The 13,982-nt window shown below is 57.0% G+C and carries 10 protein-coding genes, 3 tRNA genes and 1 pseudogene; 8 read left to right on the top strand and 6 right to left on the bottom strand.

The features are described from left to right. Positions 1 to 5 precede the first annotated feature (5 nt). The 8 genes from HHJ16_RS02685 (at position 6) to HHJ16_RS02650 (ending at position 9,836) form a co-directional block, all read left to right on the top strand. The gene (locus tag HHJ16_RS02685; RefSeq protein ID WP_293640427.1) at positions 6 to 3,272 is read left to right on the top strand and encodes an efflux RND transporter permease subunit; all 3,267 of its coding nucleotides are present in this window, start codon (positions 6 to 8) and stop codon (positions 3,270 to 3,272) included. Positions 3,273 to 3,324: 52 nt separating this feature from the next. Then, a tRNA-Leu gene (locus tag HHJ16_RS02680) sits at positions 3,325 to 3,411 on the top strand. A 115-nt stretch (positions 3,412 to 3,526) separates the two neighbouring features. Beyond that, positions 3,527 to 4,837 carry a trigger factor gene (gene tig / locus HHJ16_RS02675; protein ID WP_293640425.1) on the top strand — a complete coding sequence of 437 codons (1,311 nt, stop codon included), beginning with the start codon at positions 3,527 to 3,529 and terminating at the stop codon, positions 4,835 to 4,837. Between the two features lie 91 nt (positions 4,838 to 4,928). Further along, positions 4,929 to 5,585, top strand: a complete 657-nt coding sequence (gene clpP / locus HHJ16_RS02670; protein WP_293640424.1) for an ATP-dependent Clp endopeptidase proteolytic subunit ClpP — start codon at positions 4,929 to 4,931, stop codon at positions 5,583 to 5,585. A gap of 122 nt (positions 5,586 to 5,707) precedes the next feature. Further along, positions 5,708 to 6,973, top strand: coding sequence for an ATP-dependent Clp protease ATP-binding subunit ClpX (gene clpX / locus HHJ16_RS02665; RefSeq protein WP_293640776.1), 1,266 nt, complete (start codon positions 5,708 to 5,710; stop codon positions 6,971 to 6,973). 117 nt (positions 6,974 to 7,090) lie between these two features. Beyond that, positions 7,091 to 9,538: an endopeptidase La gene (gene lon / locus HHJ16_RS02660; protein WP_293640423.1), complete on the top strand. Its 2,448-nt coding sequence runs from the start codon at positions 7,091 to 7,093 to the stop codon at positions 9,536 to 9,538. Positions 9,539 to 9,601: 63 nt separating this feature from the next. Next, a tRNA-Gly gene (locus tag HHJ16_RS02655) sits at positions 9,602 to 9,677 on the top strand. 85 nt (positions 9,678 to 9,762) lie between these two features. Then, a tRNA-Cys gene (locus HHJ16_RS02650) sits at positions 9,763 to 9,836 on the top strand. Between the two features lie 840 nt (positions 9,837 to 10,676). Here HHJ16_RS02650 and HHJ16_RS02645 read toward each other — a convergent pair. From HHJ16_RS02645 to HHJ16_RS02620, 6 genes and pseudogenes are all read right to left on the bottom strand, one after another. Continuing rightward, positions 10,677 to 10,943: a DUF2274 domain-containing protein gene (locus HHJ16_RS02645; RefSeq protein ID WP_293640422.1), complete on the bottom strand. Its 267-nt coding sequence runs from the start codon at positions 10,941 to 10,943 to the stop codon at positions 10,677 to 10,679. Then, positions 10,940 to 12,200: pseudogene (locus HHJ16_RS02640) on the bottom strand (TrbI/VirB10 family protein). Before HHJ16_RS02640 ends, HHJ16_RS02645 begins: the two are co-directional and overlap by 4 nt. 2 nt (positions 12,201 to 12,202) lie before the next feature. Next, the gene (gene trbG, locus HHJ16_RS02635) at positions 12,203 to 13,063 is read right to left on the bottom strand and encodes a P-type conjugative transfer protein TrbG (RefSeq protein ID WP_293640421.1); all 861 of its coding nucleotides are present in this window, start codon (positions 13,061 to 13,063) and stop codon (positions 12,203 to 12,205) included. Then, complete coding sequence (locus tag HHJ16_RS02630) at positions 13,060 to 13,299, bottom strand: VirB8/TrbF family protein (RefSeq protein ID WP_293640775.1); 240 nt, start codon at positions 13,297 to 13,299, stop codon at positions 13,060 to 13,062. The genes trbG and HHJ16_RS02630 overlap by 4 nt, the downstream gene beginning before the upstream one ends. A gap of 16 nt (positions 13,300 to 13,315) precedes the next feature. Continuing rightward, entirely contained in the window at positions 13,316 to 13,639 is a 324-nt protein-coding gene (locus HHJ16_RS02625; RefSeq protein ID WP_293640419.1) for an AtpZ/AtpI family protein, read from the bottom strand. Beyond that, the coding region (locus tag HHJ16_RS02620) for a F0F1 ATP synthase subunit epsilon (protein ID WP_293640418.1) at positions 13,632 to 13,982 on the bottom strand (351 nt) is incomplete at its 5' end. The genes HHJ16_RS02625 and HHJ16_RS02620, both read right to left, overlap by 8 nt.

The raw sequence follows: 13,982 nt of genomic DNA, 5'->3' as shown, positions 1-13,982 counted from the left end.
CTGATATGACGCAACCAAACGACGACACCGGCCATGCTGCGAGCAGTGCGCCCGCTGACAGCGGCGCCCGGGCCTCCAAGTTTAATTTGTCCAAGTGGGCGCTCGATCACTCGGCTTTGACCCGTTACCTGTTGCTGGTGCTGACGGTGCTGGGCATTGCGGCCTACTTCCAGCTGGGGCAGGACGAAGATCCTCCGTTTACTTTCCGCGCCATGGTGGTACGCACCTACTGGCCGGGCGCCACGGCGCAGCAGGTCGCGGAACAAGTGACCGACAAACTGGAGCGCACGCTTCAGGAAGTCCCCTATGCCGACAGGATACGCAGCTACTCAAAACCCGGAGAGTCGCAGATCATTTTCCAGATTAAGGATTCTTCCAAGTCGGCGGAGGTCCCCAATGCGTGGTATTCGGTCCGGAAGAAAATCGGGGACATGCGAAACACGCTGCCTGGGGGAGTTCAGGGGCCGTTCTTCAACGATGATTTTGGCGATGTCTTTGGCGTTATTTACGCCCTGGAATCCGACGGTTTCAACTACGCTGAACTCAAGACCTTTGCCGACGACGTGCGCCAGCAACTGTTGCGCGTGCCCGATGTGAGCAAGGTGGAGCTGTTCGGCGTGCAGGATGAACAGGTTTTCGTTGAAATTTCACAGAAACGTTTGTCGCAACTCGGCTTGGATCTGAATCAGGTGCTAGCGCAGTTGAACCAGCAAAACGCAATTGAATCAGCGGGGGCGGTGCAGACCCCGCTGGACGTGGTGCAAGTGCGTGTAGCGGGCCAGTTTGAAGCGGTGGAGCAGCTGCGCGCCATGCCGATTCGCGGCAGCTCGGGTAACGAATTGCGCCTGGGTGATATAGCCGACATCAAGCGCGGGTATGTCGATCCACCGACCGTCAAGGTTCACTTTCAGGGCAAGGAAGTGATTGCGTTGGGGGTGTCGATGTCCAAAGGCGGTGACATCATTGCACTGGGTAAGGCACTGACGAAATTGTCGCAAGGTTTCGCTAAAACGTTGCCCGCCGGCATCCGGCTCGTTGACATTCAGGATCAGCCCAAAGCGGTGTCAACGTCTGTCAATGAGTTCGTCCGAGCGCTGATCGAGGCTGTCGCGATTGTTCTGGTGGTCAGTTTCGTTAGCTTGGGTTTTCACAAACGCACCAGTCCCAACGCGGGTGAAAGCGCTCACCCGTTACCCCTGTGGAGGCGATATTACATAGATATTCGGCCAGGCCTGGTGGTGGGTATCACCATACCGCTGGTGCTGGGCATGACGTTTCTTGCCATGTGGTATTTCGGCATTGGCCTGCACAAGATATCGCTGGGTTCTCTCATTATTGCGTTGGGTCTGCTGGTCGACGATGCCATCATTTCCGTTGAGATGATGGTGCGAAAGATGGAGGAGGGCTATGACAAAGTGCGTGCCGCCACCTTCGCCTACGAAATTACGGCCATGCCGATGTTGACCGGGACGCTGATCACCGCTGCCGGGTTTTTGCCCATTGGCCTCGCCAAATCAGTCACTGGCGAATACACCTTCGCGATTTTCGCGGTAACCGTTATTGCGCTGGTGCTTAGCTGGATCGTCTCGGTGTACTTCGTTCCGTACCTCGGCACGCTGCTGCTCAAAGTGCCGCCACACGTGAAAGAAGGGGCTATTCACAACGAGGGTCCGCACGAGATGTTTGACAGTCCGTTTTACAACCACTTTCGTCGGGCTGTGAACTGGTGTGTCCAGTACCGCTGGATCACGATTGGCGCCACGGTGCTGCTGTTTGTTTTAGGCGTGGTGGGTATGAGTCGCGTGCAGCAACAATTTTTCCCGGATTCCAGCCGACCCGAAATCATGGTGGATATCTGGTTTCCCGAGGGCACTTCCTTTGCGGCCAATGAACGGACCGCCAAACGCGTCGAGCAGCGCCTGATGCGAGAGGAGGGGGTAACTTCCGTGAGCACCTGGGTGGGTTCGGGCGTGCCGCGATTCTATTTACCGCTGGACCAGGTGTTCCCGCAGACCAACGTCTCACAAATGATCGTCTTGCCCAGGGATTTAGCGCTACGCGAGTCCTTGCGTATCAAGCTGCCGGCCCTGCTGGCAACGGAATTTCCCGAGGTGCGCGGTCGAGTCAAGTTATTGCCCAACGGGCCGCCAGTGCCGTATCCGGTGCAGTTTCGCGTACTGGGAGCCGACCCGCTGGTGTTGCGAGAGCGCGCCGATGAAGTCAAGGCGGTGATGCGCGAAAGCACCAACACGCGCGGCGTCAACGACAACTGGAATGAGTCGGTCAAGGTGCTGCGTCTGGAGGTGGATCAGTCCAAGGCGCGCGCGCTGGGTGTCACCAGCCAGTCGATCGCGCAGGCTTCCCGGACGCTCTTGTCGGGCACAACGGTAGGCCAGTTTCGGGAGGACGACAAGCTGATCGACATCGTACTGCGTCAGCCGCTGGATGAACGCAACGCGATTACCGCTGTCGGCAATGCCTATCTGCCGACCAGCGCGGGTAAATCGATCCCTCTGACTCAGATCGCTAAACCGGTGTTTGCCTGGGAGCCGGGGGTCATGTGGCGCGAAAACCGCGAATACGCGATTACCGTTCAGAGTGACATCGTCGAGGGTCTGCAGGGCGCCACTGTGACGCAGGAATTGCAGCCAAAGTTGAAAGCCTTGGAAGCCAGGTGGCTGAGCAGTGGTATGACGGGCTATCGCATCCAGGTGGCAGGTGCGGTGGAAGAAAGTAGTAAAGGCTCGGCATCCATCGCCGCCGGGATTCCCATCATGCTGTTTCTGATCTTCACACTGCTGATGCTGCAGCTGCACAGTTTCAGCCGCGCGATGCTGGTATTTTTGACAGGGCCGCTCGGCATTGCCGGTGTGGCCGGCGCGTTGATTGTGCTGGGCCGGCCCTTCGGCTTTGTAGCTCTGCTGGGCGTGATCGCGCTCATGGGAATGATTCAGCGCAATTCCGTCATATTGATTGACCAAATCGAACAGGACCGTGCTCGGGGTGTGCCGCCATGGGACGCGATTGTTGAGTCAGCGGTGCGCCGTTCGCGGCCGATCATGCTGACGGCAGCTGCGGCTGTGCTTGCCATGATTCCGCTGTCGCGCAGTGTGTTCTGGGGCCCGATGGCCGTCGCAATTATGGGGGGGCTTGTGGTAGCTACCGCGCTAACGCTGCTCGCGCTACCGGCCATGTATGCCGCATGGTTTCGCGTTAACCGGGAAGTCGGTGCTCTTAAAACAACGTCGATACAGGCTAAAATAGAAAGCTAACTGATTTCAAACGAAAAATCTGGAATTTCGGACTTCAGTGGGTATTTCAGGCGCGCGGGTGGCGAAATTGGTAGACGCACCAGGTTTAGGTCCTGACGCCAGCAATGGTATGGGGGTTCGAGTCCCCCCCCGCGCACCAACCCTGAGGCTTCACGGGCGGCATTTGGGCCTTTGAGCGATCAGGTTTTGCTGCACTTACGCAGCATGTCAGGTTCAAGCCCTGTTTTGAATATTTTTGATTTTAGGAAACTACCATGGCTTTGACCGTTGAAACTCTTGAAAAGCTAGAGCGCAAAATGACGCTGACGCTGCCCATTAATACCATCAAGTCGGAAGTCGACTCGCGCCTGAAACGTCTGGCCCGTACGGTGAAAATGGACGGTTTCCGACCGGGTAAAGTGCCCATGAGCGTGGTGACACAGCGATATGGTTATTCGGTTCATTACGAAGTCATGAATGACAAAGTGGGCGAGGCATTTTCCGTTGCGGCCAATGAAGCCAAACTGCGTGTGGCTGGTCAGCCCCGTATCAGTGAAAAAGAAGGTTCTCCGGAGGGCGAACTGGTTTTCGATGCGGTGTTTGAGATTTACCCTGAAGTCAAGATCGGCGATCTCGCAGGTGCTGAAGTGGAAAAAGTAAGCGCTGAAGTCAGCGACGCAGCGATTGACAAAACGGTAGACATTCTGCGCAAGCAACGCCGTACTTTTGCCCAGCGTGCCGCCGATGCGCCGGCACAGGAAGGTGACCGAGCCACTATCGACTTTGAAGGCAAGATCGACGGCGAGACTTTCGCCGGTGGTAAAGCTGAGGCTTACCAGTTTCTGGTCGGCGAAGGCCAGATGCTGAAGGAGTTTGAAGCGGCCGTGCGCGGCATGAAAAGTGGTGAAAGCAAGACTTTCCCGCTAAGCTTCCCCGCCGATTACCATGGCAAAGACGTCGCTGGCAAACAGGCGGACTTCTTGGTCACGGTCAAGAAAATCGAAGCGGCCCACCTGCCTGAGATCAACGAGGCGCTGGCTAAATCGCTCGGTATTGCGGATGCAACCGTGGAAGGTCTGCGCGCCGACATCAAGAAAAACCTGGAACGTGAAGTTAAGTTTCGCGTGTTGGCACGCAATAAAAACGCCGTGATGGAGGCGTTGGTCGCAAACGCCGAACTCGACTTGCCCAAGTCCAGCGTGCAAGCCGAAGTTGACCGGATGATTGAAGGCGCGCGAGCCGATCTAAAACAGCGCGGCATCAAGGACGCCGATAAAGCACCGATTCCAGATGACATTTTTCGTCCGCAAGCTGAAAAGCGCGTAAGGCTGGGCTTGGTCGTTGCCGAACTGGTGCGAGGCAACGACCTGCAAGCCAAACCGGAGCAGCTCAAAGCACACATTGAAGAGTTGGCTGCCAGCTACGAAAAGCCGCAAGACGTGGTGCGTTGGTATCTGGGTGACAACCGCCGTATGGCCGAGGTGGAAGCCGTGGTCATCGAGAACAACGTGACCGACTTTGTCTTGAACAAGGCGAAGATCCAGGACAAGGTTATTTCTTTCGATGAGCTCATGGGGCAGAACTAACGAGGCTAGTTCCTCCCGGCTTGGGGGCTTGTGCTTTGCGCTACAGACCCCAATTCATGTTCGGTACAGTACATACATCTCTGGAGAAAACATGATGATTCGAAACAGTTTATACGAGGGTGCCTACGGTCACTCACCATCCGTTTCCCAGGAAACGCAAGGCCTGGGCATGGTGCCGATGGTGATTGAGCAATCCGGCCGGGGTGAGCGGTCATACGATATTTATTCGCGCCTGCTGAAGGAGCGCGTCATTTTTCTGGTCGGCCCCGTCAATGATCAGACGGCGAATCTGGTGGTGGCCCAGCTGCTGTTCTTGGAAAGCGAAAATCCTGACAAGGATATTTCTTTCTACATCAACTCGCCTGGCGGCTCTGTGACGGCTGGCATGGCGATTTACGACACCATGCAATTCATCAAGCCGGATGTATCTACCCTGTGCGTGGGGATGGCAGCCAGCATGGGCGCGTTTTTATTGTCAGCCGGCGCCAAGGGTAAGCGGTTTACTTTGCCTAATTCGCGCGTGATGATTCACCAGCCCTCGGGCGGCGCACAAGGGCAGGCATCGGACATTGAAATTCATGCCCGTGACATTCTGAAAACGCGGGACCAACTCAATCGCATTCTGGCAGCCAACACAGGGCAAACCATTGAAAAAATTGAACGCGACACGGAACGCGACTATTTCATGTTTGCAGAGGATGCTAAAGAATACGGCCTGGTGGACCAGGTTATCTCCAAGCGTGCCTGATTGAGAGCGAAATAGTCTGAAGTTGCACTGCAACAGCGGCGTTTTTGGCAACAGAAACGCCGTTTTTTTATTGGTTATCATTAGCCAATAGTTTCCCAAGTCACGTTAAAGGCATCCCACCAATGGCCGAGAAAAAAGGCTCCTCCAGCGAAAAAACTCTCTACTGCTCCTTCTGCGGTAAGAGCCAGCACGAAGTAAAGAAACTGATCGCTGGCCCGTCGGTTTTTGTCTGCGATGAATGTATAGATCTTTGCAACGAGATCATCCGTGACGAACTGCCGGCTGGAGGTGATGTGCGCGAGACGCGCAGTGAGTTGCCGACGCCCGCAGAAATCAAGGCGACGCTGGATGGGTACGTGATTGGACAGGACCCGGCAAAGCGGACGCTGGCGGTTGCCGTGTACAACCACTACAAACGCCTGCGCCACAAGGAAATCGCCAAAAAAGATGATGTGGAGCTGACCAAAAGCAATATTTTGCTGATTGGACCGACCGGCTCAGGTAAGACTTTGCTGGCTCAAACGCTGGCGCGCACACTTAACGTCCCCTTCGTCATGGCCGACGCCACTACGTTGACCGAAGCGGGATATGTGGGTGAGGACGTGGAAAATATCATCCAAAAATTGTTGCAGAGTTGTAATTACGAAGTTGATCGCGCACAGCAAGGTATTGTGTATATCGACGAGATCGACAAGATTTCCCGTAAATCCGACAACCCTTCCATTACCCGTGACGTTTCAGGCGAAGGGGTACAGCAGGCGCTGCTCAAGCTGATCGAAGGCACGATGGCATCGGTGCCACCACAAGGCGGGCGCAAGCACCCTAACCAGGATTTCTTGCAGGTGGATACCACCAACATCCTGTTTATTTGCGGAGGCGCTTTCTCGGGGTTGGAAAAGGTTATCGAAAATCGAACCGAGGCTTCCGGTATTGGTTTTGGCGCCACCGTCAAAAGCAAAAAGACACGTACTCTGACTGATGCGTTCAAAGAGGTCGAGCCAGAAGATCTCATCAAGTTCGGACTGATACCAGAGTTGGTGGGCCGTATGCCGGTGATTGCTACATTGGCCGAACTCAGTGAAGATGCGCTGGTGCGAATTCTGACTGAACCGAAAAATGCCGTGGTCAAGCAGTTCAGCAAACTGCTCTCGATGGAAGGTGTGGATTTGGAGATTCGGCCTTCCGCCTTGAAAGCCATTGCCCGAAAAGCCTTGGCACGTAAAACGGGTGCGCGTGGCTTGCGCTCCATTTTGGAACAATCCTTGATCGACACCATGTTTGACTTGCCGAATACCAGTAATGTAGACAAAGTGGTTGTCGATGAATCGACGATCGATGAAAACAAGGCGCCGCTGCTGGTCTATCGCGAAACTGCAAAGAAAGCCTGAACGTGAGAAAGGGCTAGGCGGGAACGCTTGAAAAGCGGGCCCTTCGCCCCACTTCTGAATTGACTGAGTTCCGCCAGACCGCGAAAAAGGTCTGAGCGTATTACGTTTAAGGGTTATATGTCCGGACAAACTTTCTTACCTTCCGCCCCGCTCGATCTGCCGCTGTTGCCTTTGCGCGATGTGGTGGTGTTCCCGCACATGGTGATTCCTCTTTTCGTGGGTCGTCCCAAGAGTATCAAGGCGCTGGAATCGGCCATGGAAGCCGAACGACGCATCATGCTGGTGGCCCAAAAAACTGCAGCCAAGGATGAGCCTTCGGTGGAGGATATGTTCGAGGTGGGCTGTGTTGCCACTATCCTGCAGCTACTCAAGTTGCCAGACGGTACGGTCAAAGTCCTGGTCGAGGGGCAACAGCGCGCCAAGGTCAACAAAATTGAAGAAGGCGAGCAGCACTTTACGGCCAGCGTCACGCCTGTTGAACCGGCAGCCGCGGTCGCCGGCGACAAGGGAAGTGAAATCGAGGCCCTGCGCCGCGCCGTGATGCAGCAGTTTGATCACTATGTCAAACTGAATAAAAAGATTCCTCCAGAAATCCTGACGTCAATCTCAAGCATTGACGATGCGGGCCGTTTGGCCGATACGATTGCGGCTCACTTGCCTCTCAAACTCGATGCCAAGCAAGTGATTCTCGATCTCGACAATGTCAAAGCGCGTCTAGAAAATCTTTATGAGAAGCTTGAGCGTGAGGTCGACATCCTTAATGTTGACAAAAAAATTCGTGGTCGTGTCAAGCGCCAGATGGAAAAGAACCAGCGCGACTTTTACCTGAATGAGCAGGTAAAAGCGATCCAGAAAGAACTCGGTGAGGGCGAAGATGGCGCCGACATCGAAGAGATTGAAAAGAAGATCAAGGCGGCCAAAATGCCGCAGGAGGCGCGCAAAAAAGCCGAGAGCGAGCTTAAAAAACTCAAGCTCATGTCGCCCATGTCTGCTGAGGCGACGGTGGTGCGCACGTATTTAGATGTCTTAACCAGCTTGCCATGGAGCAAAAAAACCAAGATCAAGCATGATCTGGTCAATGCAGAGAAGGTGCTTAATGAAGACCACTATGGCCTTGAAAAAGTCAAAGATCGCATTGTTGAATATCTTGCGGTGCAGCAACGCGTCGATAAACTTAAAGCGCCTATTCTTTGCCTGGTAGGCCCACCGGGCGTTGGTAAAACCTCGCTTGGACAGTCCATTGCCAACGCCACAGGGCGCAAGTATGTGCGCATGGCTTTGGGCGGTATGCGAGATGAGGCAGAAATTCGCGGTCATCGCCGCACCTACATTGGCGCCTTACCCGGCAAGGTGCTGCAAAGTCTGGCGAAGGCAGGAACGCGCAATCCGCTGTTTCTGCTGGACGAAATCGACAAGCTGGGAACGGACTTCCGCGGAGACCCTTCCAGCGCCTTGCTGGAAGTGCTGGACCCTGAACAGAACCACACCTTCGGTGATCATTACGTTGAAGTCGATTTCGACCTGAGCGATGTGATGTTTGTGGCAACTTCGAATTCGATGAATATTCCCTCTGCGCTGCTGGACCGCATGGAGGTTATTCGACTTTCAGGCTATACGGAAGACGAAAAAACCAGCATTGCCATGCGTTACCTTTTGCCCAAGCAGTTGAAGAACAATGGCGTCAAGGAAAACGAACTGGATGTTTCCGAGTCGGCGGTGCGTGACATCGTGCGTTATTACACGCGTGAAGCGGGCGTACGCTCTCTCGAGCGGGAACTCTCCAAAATTTGCCGCAAGGTGGTCAAAGGTATTCAACTCAAGAAAATGGAGCCCAAGGTGGTTGTTACAGCGGACAACCTTAACGATTTTCTGGGTGTTCAAAAATTTAGTTATGGCCGTGCAGAGCAGCAAAACCAGGTGGGCCAGGTGGTCGGGCTGGCATGGACCGAAGTTGGCGGCGATTTGCTGACGATTGAGGCGGCGGTCATGCCTGGTAAAGGTGTGATTACCCGTACCGGATCGCTCGGCGATGTCATGAAGGAATCCGTCGAGGCCGCCCGTACGGTGGTTCGCAGTCGCGCAAAACTTTTAGGCATCAAGGATGAGATGTTTGAAAAACGGGACATCCATATTCACGTGCCGGATGGTGCGACGCCCAAAGATGGGCCGAGCGCCGGCGCCGCCATGACGACTGCGTTTGTCTCCGCACTGACAGGCATTCCTGTCCGCGGCGATGTTGCCATGACCGGGGAGATTACTCTTCGTGGCGAGGTGACCGCCATCGGTGGTTTGAAGGAAAAGTTACTGGCTGCTTTGCGTGGTGGAATCAAGACGGTGCTGATCCCTGAGGAGAACGCCAAAGATCTGCAAGAGATTCCTGACAATGTGAAGACCGGTCTGAAGATCGTGCCAGTGAAATGGATAGACCAGGTGTTGCAGGTGGCGCTTGAGCGCCAACCTATTCCGCTGACCGATGAAGAGGTCATAGTTGCCTCTGCTGCTGGTGTCGCTTCGCCTGCCGGAGTTGCTGTTCCCGGCGAAGCAGCGGGACCCGTAAAACATTGAATGAAACTCTTTAAGCGGCCCTCGGAAAGCTTAAAAATTACGTTATAATTTGACCATGTCATCGCGGGAGTAGCTCAGTTGGTAGAGCGCAACCTTGCCAAGGTTGAGGTCGAGAGTTCGAGACTCTTCTCCCGCTCCAGTTCAAAGGGCAGCACTTAAAATGCTGCCCTTTTTTGTTGGAGTAGTTGGTAAATTTATTGGCTTTGCCAAAGCAGAAAGAATAGGGCGCGGTAACAAAGCGGTTATGTACCGGATTGCAAATCCGGCTAGCCCAGTTCGACTCTGGGCCGCGCCTCCATTAAGTCGACGCCCGTAGCCTGCCATACTGAATTTTATGTTCACCCGCATCTTTTTCCGGCGTAGTGAACTGGGCATGAACAGCAAATCCGAATTGCTCCGTATTTAAACGCACTGGCAAAAAACTCAACAAGTTAAGTCATGTTATGCGGGACTAGAATCTTCCCTTTCCTGCATTTTTCACGGAAATAAGCTTAATTATTAAATGTATAGGGTTTAGCTGGAACCAGAAAAGAGATGCAGTTCATCGTGAACGTTTTCTTGTGGCGGGAGTGGCGTAATGGTAGCCGCATGGGACTTAAAATCTCCTTTGTTAAGTCTTTTTCTCATCGGGGATGTCGGCGCAGAGCTTGAAATGGCGCGGGTTTCCCGGGCTTTAGTGCAAATGGCACCAACAGCCCTCCGGCTTCTAGGTGTCATGTAGGGGTCAGTAGAGAGGTACAGTTGGAACAAGCCTAGCGTAGCTAGGCGAAACATCGGTTCGGTAACGAACCAAGCTAGCCCGAGTGGTGAAATCGGTAGACACAAGGGACTTAAAGCAATTTGAGCCCTCCAGGGGAAACCTCGGAGGTGAAGCCCGTCAAATTCGGCGAAAGCCCTGGATGCTGCAAGCATCCGAGCCAACGCCGAGCCAAGCCTCGATCCGAAAGGTTCGATGGAAGGTGTAGAGAGCAGACGGCGGGCACCTACGGTCGCAAGACTATGGTGAAGGCGTGCTCCAGACCACGAACAGCGGTTACGCTGGCGGCGAAAGTCGAAGTGGTAAGAAAATCCCTCGACTCGAAATGGTCGTGCCGGTTCGATTCCGGCCTCGGGCACCAATTTGGAGAGCCGTCCTTGTTCAATCAGGGACGGCTTTTTCATTTCGCTGCGTGGCGACGGTGCGCGGTCGCGCTGCTCGCTTGAATCCTCGATCCCGCGCCATGAACGCTTCGAGCATGTGCGGGATCAGCGTGGTGGCATCAATCGGCTCGCCGTAGGTCTGCGCATGCAACGCGGCATAGCGTTCCAAATCGGCCTTCAACGTCGTGGTGAGCGCGATGGTGACTTTGACGTTCGCGACCTTGGGCAGCGGCCCCAGCCGCAGCTTGCCGGCAGACTGGCTCATTGCGACGATCCCCTCTGGAAGAACAGCGGATGGTACGGCCGCAGGACCAGATCCTTGTTCACCATGACCCGCATCGGGAAACCGGGCCGGATGGGCAGCGTCGGCTGGATGCTCACGTTGCGCTTGGTGATCTCCTGACCGACCTGGTTCACGGTGTCCTGCGCGCTCTGGCGCGTGGCGATGACGACCTTGCCGTCGCTGCCGCCACGATCAGGCGCAGCCAGCTCGGCGCCCACGCCGAGCAGCGTGGACAACGCAGCACCGGCGAGGATGCGATCCCAATGCCAATCGACGCCATCCTCCAGCCCGGCATAGCCGGCCGGGTCAATGCCGGGCAGGCGGTCGAGCGAAATGGACGACGTGTCGGGCAGGATCAGCCGCGTCCACACAAGTAATACGCGCCGCTGACCGAATGACACCTGGCTGTCGTAGCGGCCGATCGGGCGCGACCCCTGCGGAATCAGCAGGAAGCGACCGGTGGCCGTGTCGTAGACCGCCTCGGTGACGTTGGCGATGACCTGTCCGGTCAAGTCGGAGTTGATGCCCGTTACCAGCGCTGCCGGAATGATGGTGCCCGCCATCACTTGGTAGGGCGAGACTGGTAGTTGCAGGCTGGCCGGATTGCGGATTGCGGGTGGCGGTGTCGCCGCCAGTGGCGACGAAGGCTTGTTTCTGATCCCGTCGGTTCTGTACCGCCGTTGGGTCAGCAGGCTGTGCCGACGCCGATGCCATCGGATTCAACGGCTGGTTGCCCGATACCGGCTCGGGCATGGCCGTACTCGCAGTGGGCGACGGTGCTGCCTTCACCGCACCGCTGCGAAAGAAAACCGCTGAGCGTGCTGCCTCCTCGGCATCACCCGACTGTGCAATGCGCCCAGTCTGTGCGGGCGCTCCCGCATTACGCTGCGCCACGATGGCCGGACCCAAGTCGCCCGGCAATAGCTCGCCCAAAACGGGTACCGGCTTGGCAGCCGACGGCACCTTGGAATAGTCCTTGGGCAACTGGTCGAGACTCTCGGCACGAGAGACGCGATCCACGTTGTACAGCTCGGCGGCAGCGTTGCGCTCGCGCTTGTGCGATTGCAGCGACCATAGCGTGCCACCCAACACGACAGCACCCAGCGTTCCCGCAAGGACGGCCAGCATGCGTCGGTTCAGTCGCGTGACCGGGCGCGGCGAAGCGCGCAGAGCCAATGTGTCCGGGTCTGCCTTATTCGGCCCAATTGGTGGTATCTGCGGCGTGGCGGACGTGCTCATGCTCAATGCCTCCGTGCCGGACTGCCCACGCCATCGGTGCGCTCGATGCGAACCACGACAGCCTTATCCGCACCCAGCCGCAACTCGGCCGCACCGAACAACCGATCCACCACATAGTACGGCGAGCGGAAGCGGTAGTTCACGAGCTGGCCATCGCCCTGCGCTCCGATCACGAACAGCGGCGGCAACTCGCCTTGCGCGATGCCAGCGGGGAACTGGATGTAAACCCGCTTGCCGTCGTCGAAGGCGCGCAGCGGCTTCCACGGTGGGCTGTCGCCGGAAATCGCGTAGCGGAACTTGATCTGCTCCAGCGACAAGCCGGAGTCCACCGGCGCAGCCGTCTGAGCTTGCTGCGCTTGCTTTTGCAAGGCCAGCAGGCGGTCTTTCGGATAGTCCCACGATGCGGACGCCATCCATGCCTGCGGCGTCGAAGACAGTTCGAGCAGGTAGGTGCGGCGATTGGTGGTGATGACCAGGTTCGTCTTCAGCCCGATGCGCGTTGGTTTCACGAGAATATTCACACGCTGGTTGGTGCCCGCACCGCTGGTCGTGTCGCCGACGATCCAGCGCACAGTGGCTTTGGCATTGGCGCGCGCCACACGAGTTTTCTCGTCGAGTGATTCAGCCACCGTTTTGTCCTCGGGTGCGTTCCGCAAGGACTTCAACTGCTTGGGCAGCGGCAGCAGTTTCGGCACTTCGACCACCTCAATGGGTTTGGGCGGTTCGGCTAACGCGTGTGCCGCGACAGAATCATCCAGCGTGAAGTCAGGTGGCGGCTGTCCATGCGTGGCGCAGCAGGTGACGGATGCCAAGTTGACACTCAGGATCAGCGGCAAAGCGACAATGCGGATTTGGGTTTTCATGGTTTCTTCACTCCTTCGGTCGCGTCGAGTTCACGGCTCCAGGACAGGCCGTTGATATAAATTCCGAGCGGGTTTTTGCGCAGTCGCTCTTCGGTGCGCGGCGGCTGCAACACCACGGACAGCACGGCCAGGCCCGGCCGGCGAAACTTCGCCGCACGGCGCACCGTCCACCAGAGGCCACCGTAGAACACGGCGCCGATCGCTGCGCCGGCCAGGACGGCCAGCAGCGACGGCATCAGTGCGGGTAGCGTGTCAGGCATCGCCGTCCTCGCGGTCGTCGCGCATGGCCCGGTCTTCGCGTGCGACCCAGTGCCACGCGTTCAGGCAGCCCAGGGTCAGGCACGCCACTAGCAGCGCCAGCGTCCACGAATGGGTGCCCGGATGGTGGCGGTCCAGCCACAGGCCCAGAGCCGCGCCCAGCAGCGTAGGCACCGCGACCGACCAGCCGATGATGCCCATTGTCCCGAGGCCGAGCCACACGCCAGGCGTTCCGTCGCGACGCGCCTTGAGCTTGCGCTGCGCCTTGACGCCGACCTGGTCGGCCAGGCTGGGGCCATCCGTGCGGTTCTCATTCATACTGGAACCCCGCGAAGCGGTGCCGGAAGCCGCTCTCGAGCTGGTCCAGCACCGAGCGCAGGCTGCGGTCCTGCGCGTCCTGGGCCAGGAACTGCTGCGTCACTGCGTCCAGCAGCTGGCCCAGGTCCTTGCCGGGCGTGGCGCGCCGTACGGACACGAGCACCTGCGCCCCGGTCTCGACCATCACGCCTTCATCCACAGCGAGGCAGACCTCGTGGCCGCCCGCGTTCTCGTAGATCAGGATGCCCGGCGCCAGCGCCGCGACGCAGTCGAGCCGGTGCGGCAACAGGCCGTACGATCCCTCGGGGGTCTGCGCGACGATGCGCGACACATCGGCCTCGTC

The sequence above is a fragment of the Polaromonas sp. genome (assembly GCF_012927485.1).
Lineage (GTDB): Bacteria > Pseudomonadota > Gammaproteobacteria > Burkholderiales > Burkholderiaceae_C > Polaromonas.
The sequence above is the reverse complement of the archived record's forward strand: the minus strand, read 5'-3'. Positions and strand labels throughout refer to the sequence as shown.

Excerpts from the sequence above, each read along its gene's own strand:
- HHJ16_RS02630 (WP_293640775.1), bottom strand. The coding sequence starts at position 13,299 with ATGCCGTCGCTGCTGGCCGTCCTGGCCGGCGCAGCGATCGGCGCCGTG.
- trbG (WP_293640421.1), bottom strand. The coding sequence starts at position 13,063 with ATGAAAACCCAAATCCGCATTGTCGCTTTGCCGCTGATCCTGAGTGTC.
- HHJ16_RS02625 (WP_293640419.1), bottom strand. The coding sequence starts at position 13,639 with ATGAATGAGAACCGCACGGATGGCCCCAGCCTGGCCGACCAGGTCGGC.
- HHJ16_RS02645 (WP_293640422.1), bottom strand. The coding sequence starts at position 10,943 with ATGAGCCAGTCTGCCGGCAAGCTGCGGCTGGGGCCGCTGCCCAAGGTC.
- clpP (WP_293640424.1), top strand. The coding sequence starts at position 4,929 with ATGATGATTCGAAACAGTTTATACGAGGGTGCCTACGGTCACTCACCA.
- tig (WP_293640425.1), top strand. The coding sequence starts at position 3,527 with ATGGCTTTGACCGTTGAAACTCTTGAAAAGCTAGAGCGCAAAATGACG.
- lon (WP_293640423.1), top strand. The coding sequence starts at position 7,091 with ATGTCCGGACAAACTTTCTTACCTTCCGCCCCGCTCGATCTGCCGCTG.
- clpX (WP_293640776.1), top strand. The coding sequence starts at position 5,708 with ATGGCCGAGAAAAAAGGCTCCTCCAGCGAAAAAACTCTCTACTGCTCC.
- HHJ16_RS02685 (WP_293640427.1), top strand. The coding sequence starts at position 6 with ATGACGCAACCAAACGACGACACCGGCCATGCTGCGAGCAGTGCGCCC.